16 protein-coding genes are annotated in these 18828 nt (G+C 70.7%); 8 read left to right on the plus strand and 8 right to left on the minus strand.

Annotated elements, in window-relative coordinates:
- Positions 1–39: 39 nt before the first annotated feature.
- Together VHU88_00810 and VHU88_00815 are read left to right on the plus strand one after the other, a co-directional pair.
- Complete coding sequence (locus VHU88_00810; GenBank protein HEX3610203.1) at positions 40–438, plus strand: MarR family winged helix-turn-helix transcriptional regulator; 399 nt, start codon at positions 40–42, stop codon at positions 436–438.
- A gap of 97 nt (positions 439–535) precedes the next feature.
- Entirely contained in the window at positions 536–4657 is a 4122-nt protein-coding gene (locus VHU88_00815) for a bifunctional nitrate reductase/sulfite reductase flavoprotein subunit alpha (GenBank protein ID HEX3610204.1), read from the plus strand.
- On the opposite strand, the gene VHU88_00820 is transcribed toward VHU88_00815, so the two are convergent.
- From VHU88_00820 to VHU88_00840, 5 genes are all read right to left on the minus strand, one after another.
- The gene (locus VHU88_00820; protein ID HEX3610205.1) at positions 4658–4915 is read right to left on the minus strand and encodes an HNH endonuclease signature motif containing protein; all 258 of its coding nucleotides are present in this window, start codon (positions 4913–4915) and stop codon (positions 4658–4660) included.
- A 47-nt stretch (positions 4916–4962) separates the two neighbouring features.
- A complete protein-coding gene (locus VHU88_00825) occupies positions 4963–5706 on the minus strand; it encodes a DUF222 domain-containing protein (protein ID HEX3610206.1) in 744 nt (247 codons plus the stop codon).
- Between the two features lie 540 nt (positions 5707–6246).
- Entirely contained in the window at positions 6247–6717 is a 471-nt protein-coding gene (locus tag VHU88_00830; protein HEX3610207.1) for a limonene-1,2-epoxide hydrolase family protein, read from the minus strand.
- Between the two features lie 78 nt (positions 6718–6795).
- The gene (locus tag VHU88_00835) at positions 6796–7533 is read right to left on the minus strand and encodes an SDR family oxidoreductase (protein ID HEX3610208.1); all 738 of its coding nucleotides are present in this window, start codon (positions 7531–7533) and stop codon (positions 6796–6798) included.
- A gap of 10 nt (positions 7534–7543) precedes the next feature.
- Positions 7544–8785, minus strand: a complete 1242-nt coding sequence (locus VHU88_00840; protein HEX3610209.1) for an acyl-CoA dehydrogenase family protein — start codon at positions 8783–8785, stop codon at positions 7544–7546.
- 123 nt (positions 8786–8908) lie between these two features.
- On the opposite strand from VHU88_00840, the gene VHU88_00845 reads away from it, so the two are divergent.
- Both VHU88_00845 and VHU88_00850 read left to right on the plus strand, forming a co-directional pair.
- On the plus strand, positions 8909–9952 hold the full coding sequence (locus tag VHU88_00845) for a helix-turn-helix domain-containing protein (protein HEX3610210.1): 1044 nt from the start codon (positions 8909–8911) through the stop codon (positions 9950–9952).
- A gap of 46 nt (positions 9953–9998) precedes the next feature.
- Positions 9999–10712, plus strand: a complete 714-nt coding sequence (locus VHU88_00850; GenBank protein HEX3610211.1) for a response regulator transcription factor — start codon at positions 9999–10001, stop codon at positions 10710–10712.
- 22 nt (positions 10713–10734) lie between these two features.
- Here the strand turns inward: VHU88_00850 and VHU88_00855 are convergent, their stop codons facing one another.
- Positions 10735–11913, minus strand: coding sequence for an MFS transporter (locus VHU88_00855; protein ID HEX3610212.1), 1179 nt, complete (start codon positions 11911–11913; stop codon positions 10735–10737).
- A 76-nt stretch (positions 11914–11989) separates the two neighbouring features.
- Here VHU88_00855 and VHU88_00860 point away from each other — a divergent pair, with 76 nt between their 5' ends.
- From VHU88_00860 to VHU88_00875, 4 genes are all read left to right on the plus strand, one after another.
- Positions 11990–13348 (plus strand): mycothione reductase, encoded by a 1359-nt coding sequence (locus VHU88_00860; GenBank protein HEX3610213.1) that lies wholly within the window; start codon positions 11990–11992, stop codon positions 13346–13348.
- A gap of 141 nt (positions 13349–13489) precedes the next feature.
- Positions 13490–13741: a hypothetical protein gene (locus VHU88_00865; protein ID HEX3610214.1), complete on the plus strand. Its 252-nt coding sequence runs from the start codon at positions 13490–13492 to the stop codon at positions 13739–13741.
- Between the two features lie 107 nt (positions 13742–13848).
- Positions 13849–14895: an LLM class F420-dependent oxidoreductase gene (locus VHU88_00870; GenBank protein HEX3610215.1), complete on the plus strand. Its 1047-nt coding sequence runs from the start codon at positions 13849–13851 to the stop codon at positions 14893–14895.
- 23 nt (positions 14896–14918) lie between these two features.
- Positions 14919–15656 carry a M24 family metallopeptidase gene (locus VHU88_00875; protein ID HEX3610216.1) on the plus strand — a complete coding sequence of 246 codons (738 nt, stop codon included), beginning with the start codon at positions 14919–14921 and terminating at the stop codon, positions 15654–15656.
- On the opposite strand, the gene VHU88_00880 is transcribed toward VHU88_00875, so the two are convergent.
- Positions 15645–16727, minus strand: coding sequence for a hypothetical protein (locus tag VHU88_00880; protein HEX3610217.1), 1083 nt, complete (start codon positions 16725–16727; stop codon positions 15645–15647). The genes VHU88_00875 and VHU88_00880 overlap by 12 nt on opposite strands.
- Complete coding sequence (locus VHU88_00885; protein HEX3610218.1) at positions 16724–18778, minus strand: galactose oxidase early set domain-containing protein; 2055 nt, start codon at positions 18776–18778, stop codon at positions 16724–16726. The genes VHU88_00880 and VHU88_00885 overlap by 4 nt, the downstream gene beginning before the upstream one ends.
- Positions 18779–18828: the final 50 nt, after the last annotated feature.

Consider the following 18828-nt stretch of genomic DNA (forward strand, 5'->3'; position numbering starts at 1 on the left):
TGTGACTGTTCGGTCGAGGCGGTCGGGATGATCGGCGCCGTGGACGATGCAGTGCGCGAGGAGGACTACGCCCGGCTGTTGGCGTTCCGCACCGGATTGCGCGAGTTCCTCGCCTGGAGTGCGACACGCGCGGCCGAGCAAGGGCTCACCCCGGCCCAGCACCAGCTGATGCTCGCCGTGCGCGGACACCACGACCGCCGCGGCCCGACGATCGGCGAAGCGGCCGCCTACCTGCTCATTCGCCAGCATGCCGCGGTCGGACTGGCCAACCGGGTGCAGGAACTCGGTCTGCTCGAGCGACGCCGCGACACGGCCGACGCCCGAGTGGTCCGGCTGGCGCTGACCCCCGAGGGAGCCCGCCGGATCGAGGCCCTCTCGAGCCTGCACAAGGCCGAACTCGGCCGGCTGGCCCCATTGCTGGACGCGGTCGGCGACTGACCGAAATCGGCGGCCGACGGGCCGAGGTGCACGTGCGGTCATCTGTCGGAAACGGAACCGCTACAGCCGCAGAATGTCACGCCGCGACATTTCTGGGGTGGACTGCACAACCGATGTCCGTCAGGCACGGACCGTCTGCACCTACTGCGGCGTGGGCTGCGGCGTGGTGCTGGACCTGACCGACGAACGCTCCGGTCGGACCGCGCCGATCCGTGCCTCGGGCGACCCGGCCCATCCCTCCAACCGCGGCCGGTTGTGCACCAAGGGCGCGACCAGCGGCGAGCTGTTCGACGCGGCCGGGCGACTGGAGACCGCACTGTTCCGTCCCGAGCGTGGCAGCGGACCCGTCGCCCTCTCGGTCGACGAGGCGATCACCCGGACCGCACACGGGTTGCGCGACCTGCTCGACCGGCACGGCCCGGACGCCCTGTCCTTCTACGTCTCCGGGCAGATGTCGCTGGAGGCGCAGTACCTGGCAAACAAGCTGGCCAAGGGTTTCGTCGGGACCAACCAGATCGAGTCGAACTCCCGTCTGTGCATGGCTTCGGCCGCCACCGGCTACATGCTGTCGCTCGGCGCGGACGGCCCACCCGGCTCGTACGACGACTTCGACCACGCGGACGTGTTCCTGGTCGTCGGGGCCAACATGGCCGACTGCCACCCGGTCCTGTTCCTGCGGATGATGGACCGCGTCAGGGCCGGGGCGAAGCTGATCGTCGTCGACCCGCGGCGCACCGCGACCGCCGCGAAGGCCGACCTGTTCCTGCAGATCGCGCCCGGCACCGATCTGGCACTTCTCAACGGCTTGCTGAGACTGCTCGTGGACGACAACGCCGTGGACACCGAATTCATCGGCGAGTTCACCACCGGTTGGGAGCTGATGCCGGAGTTGCTGGCCGACTACCCGCCGGAGGTCGTGGCGCAGCTCACCGGTCTGGCCGAGGCGGATCTGCGGCTCGCGGCGCAGTGGATCGGCTCGGCGGTGAATTGGATGAGCTGCTGGACGATGGGGCTGAACCAGAGCGTCCAGGGCACCTGGAACACCAACGCGTTGGTAAACCTGCACCTGGCCACCGGGGCGATCTGCCGACCGGGCAGCGGCCCGTTCTCCCTCACCGGGCAGCCGAACGCCATGGGCGGCCGGGAGATGGGCTACCTCGGTCCCGGACTTCCCGGGCAACGCTCGGTCCTGGTCGCCGAGGACCGCGCCTTCGTCGAGGACCTGTGGGGGCTGCCGGCGGGCACGCTGCGCACCGAGGTGGGCGCCGGCACGATCGACCTCTTCTCCCGGATGGCGGACGGCCAGGTCAAGGCCTGCTGGATCATCGGCACGAATCCCGTTGCCACGGTGGCAAATCGCAGCACCGTCCTGGCCGGCCTGGAGGCCGCCGAACTGGTGATCACGCAGGACGTGTTTGCCGCGACCGAGACCAACGACTACGCCGACGTCGTCCTGCCGGCCGCCATGTGGGTCGAGAGCGACGGCGTCATGGTCAACTCCGAGCGCTGCCTCACGTTGGTGCCCGCGCTACTCCCCCCGCCGGGCCAGGCCCTGCCGGACTGGCAGGTCATCGCTCGTGTCGCCTGCGAACTGGGCTTCGCCGAGGCCTTCACCTACACCGGCGCCGAGGAGGTCTTCGAGGAGATCCGCCGGTTCTGGAATCCGAGGACGGGTTACGACCTGCGCGGGGCCACCTACGAGCAACTGCGCGAGACGCCCGTGCAGTGGCCGGCCGCACCGAGCGGGCCGGTGCGCAACCCGATCCGCTACCTCAACGACGGAGTGAGCCAGGAGCTGGGGATCTGCCCGGACGGCACCGTCCCGCGGTTGTGGTTCCCGACCGCCGACGGCCGAGCGGTCTTCCACCCCCGGCCGCACGTCTCGCCGGCCGAACTACCCGACGAGGCCCACCCGTTCGTGCTCAACACCGGTCGGGTGCCGCACCAGTGGCACACGCTGACCAAGACCGGGACGATCGCGAAGCTGAACAAGCTCGACCCCGGGCCGTTCGTGGAGATCCACCCCGCCGACGCCGCCGGCCTGGAGATCCGTTCCGGCGATCAGGTCGAGATCGAGTCCCGCCGGGGCCGCGCCGTGCTGCCCGCTGTGGTCACCGACCGCGTCCGGGAAGGCTCCGCGTTCGCCCCGTTCCACTGGAACGACCGCTACGGGGAATACCTAACCGTCAACGCCGTCACCAGCGACGCCGTCGATCCACTGTCGTTCCAACCCGAGTTCAAGGTCTGCGCCGTGCGGCTCACCAAGGTTTCCGCCCCGATTCCCGCTGCGCCCTCCGGGGGCGAAGCACCGGCGTCCGCGCCTCAGATCCCTGTGCCTGCCACGGTTTTCGGCATCACCTCGGAAACGCCGCCCGTGCTGGCCGAGCACGAACGTAAGTTCCTAGCCGGTTTCCTGCTCGGCGTCGCGGCCACCCCGCTGGAGGGGGCGGTACCGGTCCTACCGCCGGATGCCCCGTTCCACCCCGACCACGCTTTGTGGGTGAACGGCGTGCTGGCCGGCATGTACTCCCGCGTGCCGGGCCCGCGCGGACCGACGGCTCCCGCCGGCCACCCCGGGGAGCCGGCCGGTTTCGACGGCCCGTCACCGAATACCCCGCCGGTCCCGACCCGCCGGCTGGTCGTCCTGTGGGCCTCCCAGACCGGTAACGCCGAGGAGTTCGCCACCGGGGCCGCGGTCGATCGGCTGACCGATGCCGGGCACCGCCCGGCGGTGGTCTGCATGTCCGACTGCACGGTCGACGACCTTCCGGCCGACGTCGACCTGCTGGTGATCAGCAGCACCTTCGGCGACGGGGAATCCCCCGACAACGGCGAGCAGTTCTGGCAGTCGCTGGCCGATGCCGCACCGAACCGGCTGGCCGGCTCCCGCTACGCCGTACTCGCGCTCGGCGACTCGAACTACCACGACTTCTGCGGCCACGGCCGGCGCCTCGACACCCGCCTGGCCCAGCTCGGCGCGCAACCGCTGATTCCCCGTGTGGACTGCGAACCTGACTACGACCGCCCCGCCGGCGCCTGGCTCGAGGAGGTCATCGCGGCGCTGGCCGCGACCAGCACCGCGGCTCCTCCGGCGCGCCGACCGGCCGCGGGCCGGAGCACCCGCCCGGCGGCGCTGGTCGAGAACCGGCTGCTGAGCGGGCCTGGGGCGGAGAAGGAAGTCCGGGAGTTCGTCCTGGACCTGACCGGCACCGGACTGACCTATCAGGTCGGCGACGCCCTGAGCGTGACCGCCCGCAACTGCCCCGAACTGGTCGAGGAATTCCTCACCGCCACCGGGCTGGACGGCGACTCCCAGATCGAACTCGCAGGGTCGGCCGTCAGCCTCGGGGGCGCCCTGAGCGAACAGCTGGACATCACCCGGATCACCCCGGCGCTGCTGCGTTTCGTCGCCGACCGCAACGGCAGCAGCGAACTCCGTACCCTACTGCGCCCGGACAACGAGATCAGCCTCGCGAAGTGGTCCTGGGGCCGTCAGGCCGTCGACCTGGTCGCCGAGCATCCGGTGGACGCCGATCCGCAGGAATGGGCCGACGTGTTACGGAGGCTGGCACCCCGGCAGTACTCGATCTCGTCGAGCCCGCTGACCGATCCCAACCGGGTGCGCCTGACCGTCTCGGTCATCCGGTACGGCAGCCCGACCGGGCACGCCCGTAAGGGAATCTGCTCCACCCACCTGGCCGATGCACCCATCGGCTCGACCGTCCCGGTGCGCGTGGCGCCCGCACCGCACTTCCGGCCACCGGACGATCCCGCCGTGCCCGCGGTGCTGATCGGGCCCGGCACCGGCGTCGGACCGTTCCTCGGATTCCTCCAGGAACGACGTGCCCGCGGCGACCGCGCACCGAACTGGTTGTTCTTCGGCGAACAGCACCGCGCGACCGATTTCTACTACCAGGACGAGCTGACGACGCTGAACCACGACGGCGTGCTCACCGACCTCGACCTTGCGTTCTCCCGCGACCAACGCGCCAAGGTCTACGTGCAGGACCGGATGCGGGAGCACGGCGCCAAGCTCTGGTCCTGGCTGCGCGCCGGCGCGCACCTCTACGTCTGCGGCGACGCCACCCGGATGGCCAAGGACGTCGACGCCACCCTGCGCTCGATCGTCGCCACGCACGGCCATCTCGCCCAGGCCGAGGCCGACCTGTTCGTCCGGAAACTCACCGCCGAACGACGCTACGTCCGCGACGTGTACTGATCAGAAAGGCGGGCTCTCGTCGGGTGCCGGGATCGCAGGACGCGGCGGGAGAACTCGCTCGGTGGGCGGGTCGATGCCGTCGGGGTCCTGGGTGGCGCTCCAGCCGGGTAGGTGCTTGATGCGGTGGTGTTTGGGGCAGCGCAGTGCGAGGTTCTTGGTCAGGGTCGGTCCGCCGGTGGTGTGGGCGGTGGTGTGGTCGTGCTCGGTGCGGGTGGCCCGGCAACCGGGGTGCGCGCGGTGCTGGTCGCGGGCTTTCACCTAGCGGGCCTGGGCCGCGGTGGGGAGGCGGCGGGTGGGGTCGGCGTTCAGGTCGGGGTCGGTGGAGATGACCTGGATCTGGTAGCTGATCCGCGGTGCCATGTCGGGCGGGAAGCAGACAGGTCGACCAGGGCGTCGGCGCGGGCCGCGTCGATGCTGCGCTCATCGCCGGGGGTGATGGCTTGGTGGGCGGTGGCGTCGATGACTGCGAAGGCGGCCTGTGCGACCGGGGTGGGCAGGGTGGCTTCCAGGGCGGACATCCCGTCCCCGATCTCCCACATCTTCACCGAGCGTTGCGCGATGGCCTTGGCGCGGCGTTTGGCGACCGCATTGGCGTCGAGGCGGGCCACGGCGCGGCGGGTGGCCCGGCGCAGGTTCGCCGGGGTCAGTCCCTCGGCCTTGCCCAGCACCCCGGCCTCCACGCCCTCGAGCAGTTCGGCGTCGAGCTCGGCGGTCTCCTCCAGGATCACCCGGGCCTTGGCCAGGGTGATCCGCCCGGCGCACACCGCCGCCACGGAGGCGGGCAGGCGCCGGGTCAACTCGACCGCGACGTGGACCCGGTGATCACTGGTCCGGTCGGCCAGGCCCAACTCCAGGGCGACCTCGGCGTAGGCCGAACGCTCGGCGAAGTCCAACTCCTGGGACTGCTCCCAGGTCTGCGGGTCGACCCAGGCGGGGCGCTCCGCCTCGTGCCGGTCCAGGGAGTCCGCGACCCATTCGGCCATGGCCAGGACCTGCTCGCCCTGGACCATCGCGATCTGCCGTTCCAGTACCCCGATGCGGGCCAGCACGTCGGTGCCGTCGGTGACCGCGCCGGTCCCGGTGGTCTCGCCCGCGGTGGCCGCGAACCAGTCCAGGCCTCCTCGACCGACATGACCTGGTTCGAACCGGTGTTCGACATGAGACTATTCTCGTCGAGTTTTCCCATCTCTGCAAGGGAAATTAGCGTTTTCCCCAACTTAGTTTTCGATGGTCGGGGCGGGTGTCGAGCGACGCCGCGGTCTTGGTTGCTCGCCGTTACGGAACCCGGATTCAGCGCGCCGCGGTTGGGCCGCCCGGCCGGGGTCGCGGCCCCGACGGCCCTTGCCGCGCGCTGGATCCGGATCGAAGAACCCGTGGCCGGGCGCCGTAGTTGGTTACCGCGATCAGGGGTACCGGACTCGGGAACCGGTGACCGAAGTGCAACGGACCTGCACAGTGGTTACGGTCCGAACCCGCACTCTCCTATAGGCCCTCTGAACAGCAACCACAGCCGAACCGAAAAAAACCACTGAGCCGCGTGGCTGTCGGACTCGACCAATTCGAAGGTCATCGAGTGGCGCGCGTGCGCCCTATCGGCGCAGCTTCCTGACCAGCCGGCCGGCGCCGTGTCCGGCCAGGTTGATCAGTGAGCGGGCCACGAACTCGGCCGAGTCAAAGTACTCGCGCCAGTGGGTCAGTTCGCCGCCGGAGAAGGTGAGCACGCCGACGACCGGGGCGGCGACGATCAGGCTGCCGTCGCGGCGCCGCAGCCGGTCGACCCGCTCGACGAGCACCACGTCGCGGTTCGAGACGATGCGCCGGATCTCCACCTCGATGGTGTTCAGCCCCATCGTGACCCGGGCGAACTTGAGGAACCGGATCGCCTGTCGCGGGCCGGTCAGGACCGGGACCGGTCGCTGGTCCCAGCGGGTGTTCTCGGTGAACAGGTCCTCGAAGGACTTGCAGCACTCGTCGAAGGACCGGCCCCAGGCGGCGAAGAAATCCAGCGCCTGCTGCTCCTGGACCGCGCCGGTCGACTGCTGGATCTCGGAGGTCGTCACGTCGGTCTCCTCGGTGCGCGGAAACGGGTTCGGGCGGCACGGCGAGTGCGTGCCTCAGTATCGCCCGCCCGCGATCGGCTACCAGGTCCCGGCGGTGGATCCGCCGTCGACGGTCATGATGGAGCCGGTGACGTAGTCCGATCCGGTCAGGTACAGGACAGCGTCCACGACGTCGTGCGGGAGGCCGGTCCGGCCCGACGGGGCGAGGGTCCGCAGGAACTCCCAGGTCGCCTCGTCGCGGGGGAGCAACGGGGTGTCGATGATCCCGGGGGCAACCGCGTTGACCTGGACGCCGGAGGCAGCCAGTTCCACCGCCAACGCCCGGACCGCGGCGTTGATGCCGCCCTTGACCATGACCGACATCAGCGCGGGCAACTTCGCGCTGGGTTGGATTGCGATGCAGGCGGAGATGGCGACGATGTGGCCGGAGCCGTTGGCGCTCATGTGCCGCGCGGCGGCCTGCGCCGGGTAGAAGAACCCCTTCAGGTTGGTGTCCACCAGTGCGTCGACGTCCTGCTCGGTCAGGTCCACCGTGGGCTTGGCGATGAAGATCCCCGCGTTGGCGACGAGGATGTCGACTGTCCCGAACTCCACGGTCGCGCGCTCGAACAACGTGTGCGCGGTCTCCGGCCGGCCGATGTCGCCGGGCACGAGCAGGAAGTTCTTCGGGTCCCCGACAGCGGCTGCCGCGGCCGCCAGGCGTTCGATCGTGCGGGCGTTGCCGACAACGTTGTCGCCGCGCTGCAGATAGGCCTGCGCGATGGCCAGTCCGATGCCGCTGGAGGCGCCGGTGACGATGATTGTGCGCTGTGCCAAGGGTTTTTCCTCATTCCGCGGTGGAGCGTGGGTCCCAGTCGGGCCGTTGCAGGACGGCGTGCAGGCCGCGACGGCGCACGCCGACGTTGCCGCCACCGAACAGCGGCAGCGCCAGCGCGTCCTGCAGCAGGTTGCCGAGCGGGTCGCGGGTGTCGTAGCTGTCCACCCCGACCAGTCGCATCAGGTCGGTGATGACCCGGACCGCCGTCTCGGAGCCGAACACCTTGGCGTGCGCGGCCAGTTCACCCGCCGCGGGCCGGCCGGTGTCCAGCGCCCAGCAGGCCCTCAGGCTCAGCGCGCGGACGGCCTCGATGCTCGTCTTGGCGTCGACCAGGCCGTAGCCGACGGCCTGGTGGTCGAGGATCGGCCCGACGCCGCCGCGACTTTCCGTCGCCGCGAATCGCCAGGCGTGGTCGAAGGCCGTGCGCAGCAACGCGACGGCCATCATGCCGACCAAGGCCGATGCGCCGACGAAGGCCGCGCCGGCGATCGGCAACCCGGCGCCCGCGGCACCGATCAGGTTGTCCTGCGGTGCGGACACCTGGTTCAGCGAGAACTCCGGCAGGAGGTGGGCCCGGAAGCCGACGGAGGAGATGACGCGGTCCAGCGCCAGCCCGGGCACCGGACGCTCAACCGCGATGATCGACATCGACGCGGCCGGCGGCGCGTCCACCTCGGTGCGGCACAGCACAGTGAGGACGTCGGCGCCGGTGCTGTCCCAGCCGGTCGCGCAGGACACCCACTTCTTGCGCCCGTCGATCACCCAGCCGCCGGCAGTGCGCTCGGCGCGGGTGCGCACCCCGTCGCCGGGCGGCGGCGCGGCCGGGTTCGCGCTGCCGCCGGGTTCGCTGGAGCAGAACGCGGCCAGCGGCGCCCCGGTGCCGGCCAGGAACGGGGCGAGCAGTCGGGTGCGTTGGTCGTCGGTGCCCGCCGCCACGATCGGTTGCAGGCCCAGCACGGTGCCGAACAGCGTCATCGCGACGTTGGTGCTGCCGCAGTACAGCTCCTCGGCGAGCACTGCCGTCTCGGTCCAGCCGTGGTTGTCGCCGCCGACCGCGACCGGCAGAGCGGCGCGCAGGAATCCTTCGCGGATCAGGTGTTCGTAGGCGGGCCGGGTCGCGGCGAATCGCTCCTCGGGTGTGGGCAGGGCGCAGGCGGCGGCGTCGACGCCGCGCAGCACGTCGGCAGCGAACGTCCGGCACCTGCTCCGGAGCTGCCGCAGCCGCAGTTCGGGATCGACGTCGTCTGCCATCGTGCGCAGTCTCGGTGACTGCCGGCGCCCGTGACTTGAACCTGTCCGCAGCGGCGCCGGCACCGGCGTGCACGACGCGCCGGCCTCGAATACGCTGGCCGCCGAGTCGCAGGAGGTTGCGCCGTGCGTTATCTGACGTCGGCCGACAAGCCGGTCGCCGAGCAGTTCAGCTACTGGCGTGAGGTCATCTGCCAGGTCTGCACGCCACTCGCCGCCGAACGCAAACCCGAGCACCGTGGGGGAGAACCGACCGAGCAGGGCCACGCCGGGTGGGCGCGCTCGGCGGAGCTCATGACCACGCACTGTGCCGAGGTCTGCTCCCGGACCCAGTCGCTGACCCACGGCCCGGCCGAGTTGCGACGCACGGTCGCCGACGACGTCTTTGTGCACCTCCAGGTCCGCGGTGTCTGCGTGGGCCTGCAGGCGGACCGGACCTGTCGCATCCCGCCGGGCGGATTCGCGATGTTCGACACCACCGAGCCCTACCGGTTGGACCTGGTCGGCGACGAACGCGGCGACTGGCAGGTCATCTCGTTCCGGGTGCCGCGGTCGCGGTTGGTGCCCATGCTGGCCGACCCCGGCGGGTTCACTGCGGTGACGCACGCGGGCGCCGGCCTCGCCGATCTGGTCACCGGAACGATGACCGCCGTCTGGCGCGACATCGAGTCCTTCGACAGGCCTGCGGCGGCCGCGGCCGAGAGCGCGTTCCTGTCGCTGCTGGCCGCTGCCGCGGACAGCGACGCCCGTCCGGTGATGTCCCGACGCACCGAGATGGACGCGGCGCTGCGGGCCTCGGTGAACCGATATCTGGCGGCGAACCTGCGCGACGGCGACCTTTCTGTTTCCGCAGTGGCTCAACGTTGCCGGATCTCGACGCGCAAACTTCACAACCTCTATGAGGACAATGAGCACACCTTCGCGCAGACCGTGATGCGACTTCGGCTCGCGGCGGCGGCCCGCGAGTTGGCCGCCGGCGCCGCGGATCGCACCCTCACCGACATCGCAACCCGGTGGGGTTTCTGCGACCTTTCACACCTGAATCGCCTGTTCAGAGCCCGATACGGGTGTCTGCCGTCGGAGTTCCGCGCCCAGGCGTTGCGCGTGCCCGGGTCCGGACCAGTGGATCATCGCGGGCGGGCCGCGGAGATGATCAACAAAAACTGGTGACAAGCGTCAATGGTGGGGCGCTTCCGGATGCTTCACATTCCGGTGCGTGCCCCCTTCTTCCGACCACACCGACCGGGACGCGCGAGTTCCCGCGCCCTCGACCCCGCACATGTTGGAGTCGCGGAACGCGGTCGGTCGCCCGACCACGGTGCGGCGGGTCATCCGGGTGGTCGTCACCGAACCGAAGGCACTGCACTCCGCGGCCCTGACCTGCCTGCTCTCGACCGAACCTGACATGGACGTCGTCGGGAGCCCGCTGACCGACGACGAACTCGTCGCGGCCGTGGCGTGCACCGACGCCGACATCGTGCTGCTCGACCTCGACGCCCCGGGGCGCGAGGTCGTCGGCCTGTGCACCTTGCTGGGCCGGATCGCCCCGGAGTGCCGGGTCATCGCGCTGTCCGCCGGTCGGCCGGCGCCGGATCTGCTGCGCCTGCTCGCCGACGCGGCGCACGGCCTGGTCAGCAAGCATGCCGGACCGTCCGCCCTGCTCGACGCGGTCCGCCGGGTCGCGGCCGGCGAACGCGTCCACGTCGCCGGTCCGATGCCGGTCGGTGCCCGGTCCGCGCACACGCCGACCGAACGGGAACTGGAACTGCTGCGCCACGCCGCCCACGGCAGTTCCGTGCGCGAACTCGCCCAACGGCTGTGCCTGTCCGAGGGGACCGTGCGCAACTACCTGTCGCGGACGATGACCAAGCTGGGCGCCCGCAACCGCATCGACGCCATCGGCATCGCGCAGCGCGCCGGCTGGTTGTAGACCCGCGGAACTTCCCCCGCCGTCAGGACGTCGGGTTCCGTAGCGGACGTCGGATCAGGGTCGGCAGCGGGACGAGCGCCACGGCCACCACCAGGCCGAGCGCCGCGGGCGCGACGAAGCCCGCCTCCCAGCCCGACCGGTCGATCGCGAGGCCGGTCAGCGGGGCGCCGAGCGCCCCGCCGGCGGTCATCGCGGACCCGTGCCAACCGAGGGCCTCACCGCGGGCGTGATCCGGCACCAACTGCGACAGCGTGTCGACGGTGGCCGTGATGGTCGGCGCGCAACACGACCCGGCCACGAACAGCGCGGCGCCGAGCGTGAGCGGACCGGGTGCGGCCGCGATCGGCAGCGTGACCGCGCCGAGCGCGGCCAGCAGCACCGCGACCGGGATCGGCCGGTGCAACGTCCCGTAGACCAGGCCGCCCAATGCCGATCCCAGACCCCAGACGGCGAGCTCCGCCCCGATCCACGGGCCCTGTCGCCAGTCGCGCAGGGCCGCGACCGTGGACACCTCGGTGCCGGTCAGCACCAGCACCGTGGCCGCGCTCACGACCAGCACCCCGACGATCTGCCGGGACCGGAATGCCTCGGCGATCTGGCCCGCGTCCGCGACCACCACCTCGGCGGTCACCGGCGGGTCCAGCGCCCACAGCGCGATGCCGCCGGCGATCGAGGCGAACTCGCAGATGAACAGCGCCCACGGTGTCGGCAACGTGGTCGCCAGCAGCACCCCCAACGCCGGGCCGATCATGAACGAGATCTCGACCAGCACCGAGTCCACCGACAGCGCCGCCCGGCGCCGATCCGACGGGACCGCGCACATCAACGCCTGCCGGACCACGGAGAACACCGGCACCGCGAAGAGGCCGGCGAGGAAGGCCAGCGCCATCAGCGCCGCATATCCGGTGAACGGGGCGATCGCCCAACAGGCCGCGAGCACTGCCAGACAGGGCGTCACGGCTCGACGTACCCCCACCCGGTCGACCCGGCGCCCCCGCCACGGGCCGCTGACCGCCAGGGCCACGGTCGCGGCCGTGACGACCAGTCCGGCCTCGGCGTAGGACCGGTGCAGGTGGCCGACCAAGTGCAGGGTGAGCACGACGTTGCCCGCCCACAACGGGATGCGGATCAGTGTGCCGAGGATCAGCACGCGCCGTGCCGCCCCGACCGCCCACACGCCGCGGTACGCCCCCCTGTTCACCACCGCAGCGTGCCAGACGGGCTTTCCCGGGGCGCGCCATTTTCGCCGCCGTCGGCGGGCGGATAGCTTCGCTCCCGTGCGCACCTATGACCTGATCGTGCTCGGCGCGGGCAGCGGGAACACGTTCCTGACCTCCGAGCTGGCCCACCTGCGAACCGCGATCGTCGAGCCGGACCGGTTCGGCGGGACCTGCCTGAACCGCGGCTGCATCCCGTCGAAGATGTACGTGGTGGCCGCCGATGTCGCCCGCTCGGCGCAGGAGGCGCACCGGCTCGGGGTGCACGCCCGGCTCGACGGCGTCGACTGGCCGGCCGTTCGCGAGCGGATCTTCAGCCGGATCGACCCGATCCACGAACAGGCGAGGGAGTACCGGCGCGCCCACGGCATCGACGTCTACACCAGCTCGGCGCGGTTCGTCGGCCCCCGCGTCCTCGAGGTCGACGGGGAGCAGCTCACCGCCGACCGGGTCGTGATCGCGGTCGGGGCCCGCCCGGTGATCCCGGACGTCCCCGGCCTGGACACCGTGCCGTTCCACACCTCGGACACGGTCATGCGGATGCCCCAGTTGCCGGCTTCCGTGATCGTGATCGGCGGCGGGTTCATCGCCGCCGAGTTCGGGCACGTGCTGCAGTCCTTCGGGTCGCAGGTGACGATCGTGCAGCGCGGGCCGCGGCTGCTGATGGCTGAGGACGAGGCCGTCTCGGCGCGCTACACCGAGCTCGCGTCGCGCTGTTTCCGGGTGCTGCTCGAGGCGCAGGTGACTCGAGTCGCCCCCGGCGGACCCGGTGTGGTTGCGACGGTGCGTTCGGCCGCGGGGGAGACGGTTGTCGAGGCCGAGATGCTGCTGGTGGCAACCGGGCGGCGGCCCAACACCGACCTGGTCGACGCCGCGGCCGGCGGGCTGGAGGTCGATCAGCATGGGCACCTGGTGGCCGACGAGTACTTCCGGACAGCGGTGCCCGGCGTCTGGGCGTTCGGGGACTCGTCCAATCACTTCCAGCTCAAGCACATGGCCAATGCCGAGGGGCGGGTCGTCACGCACAACGTCGCCCACCCCGAGGCTCCACGACGACTGCAGCACAAGGTGGTCCCGCACGCGGTGTTCGGCGAACCGCAGATCGCCGCGGCCGGGCTGACCGAACAAGCGGCCCGCGAGCGCGGCATCGAGCACGTGATCGCCCAGCGCGCCTACTCGCGGACCGCCTACGGCTGGGCGTTGGAGGACCACACGAGCTTCGTGAAGCTCGTCGTCGACCCGCGCCGACGGACCTTGCTGGGCGCGCACATCATCGGGCCTGCCGCGGCGATCCTCATCCAGCCACTGCTGCAGGCGATGGCCTTCGACCAGACCGTCGACGCCATCGCCCGCGACGTGCTCTACATCCATCCGGCGTTGACGGAGGTCGTCGAACAGGCGCTGCTGGAGGTGCCGTAGGGCGCAGGGAAGTATTCACCTGTTGGCCCCGCGATCGCCGGATCGCCGGACCGACTGGACCCGGTACAGCTTTCACCCGGGGCCCACTGCGCCCTTCTCACCAGACGCCTCGGCCGTTCTTCGACGGTCGTCCGACACTTCGTGGAGTCTGCCTTGCGCTCGATCCTCCCCGTCGCGACTGCGGTCAGCGCCGCCTTCGTGATCGCAATGTCCGCGGCACCCGCAGGTGCTGCCGCCGGTAGCGCCCCGACCGGCACCGGCTCGGTTGCCGACCGGCACGACCGCTGCGAGCACTTCCTGTACCGCCGCCACCACCGCGAGGAGTGCGAGCACCGCGGCGACGACAACAAGGGCGGGGACGACCACAAGGGCGGCGACGACCACAAGCCGTAGGCCCGCGGCGTCGTCCGGCCGCGATCGACCAACACGCCTGCCTCGGCTCAGGTACGAACCCGTACTGTGAGCGTCGGCGCTTTCCCGAGGCGAAGGCTGGAACTGCTGTGAAGCTGGCGATGTTGGTCCCCTACGCGGGCGACGTGAAGACCAGTGCCGAGTTGGTGGTGGCCCTGGAGGCCGCCGGGCTCGACCAGGTGTTCGTGCCCGAGGCGTACTCGTTCGACGCGGTCAGCGTGGTCGGGGCGTTGGCCGCGCTGACCTCGCGGATCGAGATCGGCACGGGGGTGCTCAACGTCTACAGCCGCACCCCGGCGCTGCTGGGCATGACGGCGGCCGGTTGCGACGCGGTCTCCCAGGGCCGGTTCATCCTCGGTCTGGGCGCGAGTGGCCCGCAGGTGATCGAGGGCTTCCACGGGGTCCCGTACGACACCCCGTTGGCGCGGATCCGGGAGACCATCGAGGTGGTCCGGATGGTGCTGCGGCGGGAGGTGCTGCAGTACGAGGGCAAGGCGCTGCACATTCCGCTGCCGGCCGGGCAGGGCACGGGGTTGGCCAAGCCACTGAAGCTGATCAACCACCCGGTGCGCTCGGCGGTGCCGATCTGGTGGGCCTCGCTGATGCCGAAGGCGGTGGAGGCCACCGCCGAGGTCGCCGACGGGTGGATGCCGGTGTTCTTCATCGCCGAGCGTGCCGATTCGGTGTGGGGGGAGGCGTTGGGGGCCGGGACGGCCAGGCGCAGCGCCGAACTCGGGCCGTTGCAGGTGGTGGCCGGCGGGCCGGTCGCGATCGGCGACGACGCACCGGTCGACCGCGCCCGGGAGGCGGTGCGCAAGCAGGCCGCGCTCTACGTCGGTGGCATGGGTGCGCGGGGCAAGAACTTCTACAACACCGTGTGCACCCAGTACGGCTGGGCCGATGAGGCCCGCACCGTTCAGGACCTCTACCTCGACGGGAAGAAGGCGGAGGCCGCGGCGGCACTGCCGGCCGAGTTGGTCGACGGTCTGCACCTGACCGGACCGAAGGGCTATGTGGCCGAACGGATCGCCGCCTACCGCGAGGCCGGGGTCACCTCCCTGTTCGTCGAGCCGGTCGAGGGCACCGACCCAGTACGGATGATCACCGCGCTGCGGGAACTCGTCGACGCCGGATGACCGCTGCGGGCTAATCTGCCCGGATGGACCCTGCCACTCCCGGGCCGGACGACCTGGTGCGCGACGAGGCGTCCCGCATCGAGCGGTTGGTCGCTGCGCAGGGGATGGCCGAGCAGTTGTTCGCCGAGGTGATGCGGCGTCAGATCATCCGACCCGGCCGTGGCGAGTGCGAGACCAGCGACGCCATCCGTGACCTCGCGGCGCAGGAGTTCGGGACGCAACGCTGGTGGCACAAGCGGATTGTTCGCGCCGGGCCGAACACGCTGCGGATCTACCGCGAGCATCCGCCGGACCGGCTGATCGGCGAGGATGACATCGTCTTCCTCGACTTCGGCCCGGTCTTACAGGTGTGGGAGGCCGATTACGGCCGTACCTTCGTGCTCGGCGACGACCCGGCCAAGCACGCGCTGTGCGCGGACCTCGATCGCGTCTGGGTAGCCGGACAACGATTCTTCGCCGAACACCACGACATCACCGGTGAGCAGCTCTACGCCCGGGTCTGTGAATTGGCTCAGGAAGCCGGCTGGGAGTTCGGCGGACGCATCGCCGGGCATCAGGTCGGCCAGTTCCCGCACGCGCGCAGCGGTGCTGATGAGGTGGAGACGCACATCGCGCCCGGGTGCGACCTGCCGCTGCGCCGCACGGATCGCGCGGGTGTCGCCTGCCACTGGATCCTCGAGGTCCACCTGATCGATCGCGATCGCACATTCGGTGGCTTCGTCGAGGAGCTGCTCGACATCGGGCCTCGCTCAGGCTGTTGACGGCGTGCTCGGTGCGACGTGTGCTCGACGGGAGCGGCGCACGAGCAGGAAAGCGCCCGCCAGTACTGCGGCCCCGCACACCAGTGGCAACCGAGGAGTGCCGGACCCCGCCGATCGGGTGGGCAGGGGCGTGCCGGCAGGTACCCAGGACAGCGTGCCGCGCAGCGCGGTGGGGTGTCCGTCCACGGTCATGGGTATCTGCCAGTGCGTCAGTTCCATCGTCCGGTGCATGCGTTCGACGACGGCCGGCGGTTGCCGGTCCGGGTAGCCCAGGCGGGAGTCGAGCCAGGTGACCCTCCCGGGGGCACCCACTCGGACCCAACCGTCCGGCCCGACCGGTCGGGCGACCCAGTCCGGGTTCTGCCCGAACTCGGCAGTCGGTGGGTTGGCGAACACTCCGTCGGCATCAAGGCGGAGGAACGGCACCCCGCCGGTGCCGGAGACGACGACGCGTCGGCCCGGCGCGACGAGCAGCATTGCGGGCGGCCGGCCCTGCGCGATGTCGACCTGCACACCGTCCGTGCGGCGAGCCGGCTGGGCCAGGAACGATCCGGTCGTCGCAGGATGCTCCAGAGCACCGGTCACCACGACGGGCTGCGACTCGAATCGCATGTCCACCCGCCAATCCACGCCCGGCGGAACCGGGTGCAGCCGCGGTTCGAACCAACCCCAGTTGCCCTGCGGATCCACCCGCGTCCAGCGTGGGGCGGCGCCCGCCACGGCGTCGGCGGGCAGTCGCACCGGGACGTCGGGCGGGTTGAGGGTGCGGTGGAAGAACGGGTCGGTGACATTGCCGAATGTCCCGTCCCGGGAGAGCCGGAGGAACGGCGTTCCGGCCGGGTCCAGCACTTCCAGCGGCATCAGTTGGTTGTTGGAGGCGAGCATTTGCTCGCCGGCCGTCGTCCGCACCTGGACCACCACGCCGGGCGGGTTCGGATCCACGGCGTGGAGCACCGGCACCAGGTAGGGGTCCACCCCGTGTGCACCGGCCGGACTCGCCGGAAGCATGCACGCCAGCAGGACACCGAACGCCACCAGCGTCCCGCGTAGGCGGAACGTGCTGATGGTCATCGCAGGCCGCCGGTGTTCCGGCCGCCGCGCCGCCCGACGGTGCGAGTGGCTGCTCCGGCCGGAGCCGCGACCTCGGCCGGGCCGGGCACGGCGGCCTGAACCGTGCCGACCGGCGCTGCGGAACCGGCCAGTTCCGCGCGTGCCTGCGCGGCGGCCCGTTGGGTGAGTTCATGCACCTGACTCGGGGTCAGATGTGCGTCCACGAAGACCTGCCGGGCCACCGAGGGGATCTCGCCGCGGTCGACCGTGCGGTGCGCGAACAGCAGGTACGGCCCGGGCGGAAGATAGGTGTTCCCCGGGATCCGCACCTGCACCGCGTCCGCCGTCCGCCCGACGATCTGCAACTCCACGTTGCGTTGGTCGGCATCGACCAAGTGGGTGAGCGAGGTGTTGCGCAGTATGCGGACGCTGGAGATCTCCGTCGACTTGTCGACCTTCACGCTCAGGATCTGACCGGTCCTCACCTGCGGGTCGACGCCGGTGATCACCGGGCGCCTGCCCCAGAACAGGTACGGGGGGCTGTAGATCTGGAAGCTCGGGTCGGCGTAGGAGACCGAGGTTCCGAACGTCTTGTGGGGCATGTCGGTGGGCCGGCCGTAAAGGGTCCCGACCGGGGCATGCCCGCCCACCAGTACGCGCCCGTCGGGCAGCAGCATGGCCGTGGAGTGGTAGGAGCGGCCGTGCGCCTGCGGCGGGGTCACCGTCCATCTGCCGGTCGCGGGGTCGTAGAGCTCGCTGGTCAGGTTCGCGAACTCCACGCCCGGGGTGATCAGGTGGTCGCGGTCGCCGCCGTTGACGATCCAGACCCCGCCGGTGGGCAGCATGACGCCGTCGGTGAACCAGCGTGCCGTGTGCAGGTCACCCGACCGGTGCGAACGGAACCCGTCGTTGGTGGTGTCGACCTCGGTGATCGTCGTGGCCGCCTGCCCGATGTAGGCGCCCGGGGTGGTGCCGGGCACGCCGCCCAGCGAGAGGAACCGGGCGACGGTGTCCCCGGGCTTGAGCATGAGCATCACCGAGATGCCGGTGCCCCGGAAACCCAGCGGCAGACCGGCGAAGTCGTTGAGCCCGAGGTCCTTCCAGGTGTTCGTCCTCGGGTCGAACACCGAGGTGAAGTTCCACGTCGCCTCGTCCCAGGAACCGCCCATCGGGTCGAAGACCTGCCCCGCGGCGTTGAACAACGTCCGTCCGTCGGGCAGCAGGTGCATGCGTGGGAACAGCGGGAACGACTTCTTGGCGCTGTCCGGCAGATCAGTCCAGCGGCCGCCGCTCGGGTCGAACCGTTCGATGTGCCGTTCGTTCGCGAACGAGTCGCCCGGGCGGTTCGGGTAGATCGGCTTTATCAGCTTGGTGACGCCGCCGAAGGTGAGGATGGACCCATCGGCCTGCGTCACCATCGTCGGGTACCAGCGGGCCCAGTTCATCTTCCCGACCTGGCTCCAGCGGTCGGTGCGGGGATCGAAGATCGCTGTGTTCTTCAGCCCGTTGAGCTCGACGATGCCGCTGCTCGGCTGCCCCGGGATGCCGGGCTCCTGGTAGTAGGACGTCCCGCCGTTGGTGATGATCCGGCCGTCGGCCAGGAATTTGAGGTCGGCACAGAACAGGTCACCGTCGTTGCTGACCACGTCGTCGTTGTGCAGCGGCCCGGGCAGGTATTCGTTGTCCGGGTTGCCTTGTGGGTTCAACCCGCCGTCGAACGGATCCGTGCCCGAGAACCGTGGCCCACCGGCTCGCATGTCCAGGATCCGGACGCCGCTGTTCAGCGCCGTGGTGCCGTAATTGGTGACCACGGTGCTGTCGACGCCGTTCATCCCCTCCAGCCCGCTCCAGTAGATCTCGCGACCATCCGGCAGTTGGGCAACGGCGTTGGCGGTGGGTTTGCACCTGGCGTGCTGATCGGCGGAGGTGCAGTTCGCGCCGCCGTTCGGATCGTCGAACAGCGCGCTGAAGGAACCAAGCGCGGCCGCATCCGAACCGCCGGCGCCCCCGCGCGACGGAGCGAGCGGGGCGATCAGGGCGAGAGTCCCCAGCAGCATGGCAGGCTTGCGCACGATCGCTCCTCCGGTACAGGCTCACGCAGTGCCGGGTGAAAGCGACCCGG

It is taken from the genome of Sporichthyaceae bacterium, from assembly GCA_036269075.1.
In the GTDB taxonomy this organism is placed as follows: Bacteria; Actinomycetota; Actinomycetes; order Sporichthyales; family Sporichthyaceae; genus DASQPJ01.

What these genes read in the sequence shown, in the direction of transcription:
- VHU88_00840 (HEX3610209.1), bottom strand. Translation starts at nt 8,785, where the DNA reads ATGGCAGACGACGTCGATCCCGAACTGCGGCTGCGGCAGCTCCGGAGC.
- VHU88_00875 (HEX3610216.1), top strand. Translation starts at nt 14,919, where the DNA reads ATGGACCCTGCCACTCCCGGGCCGGACGACCTGGTGCGCGACGAGGCG.
- VHU88_00880 (HEX3610217.1), bottom strand. Translation starts at nt 16,727, where the DNA reads ATGACCATCAGCACGTTCCGCCTACGCGGGACGCTGGTGGCGTTCGGT.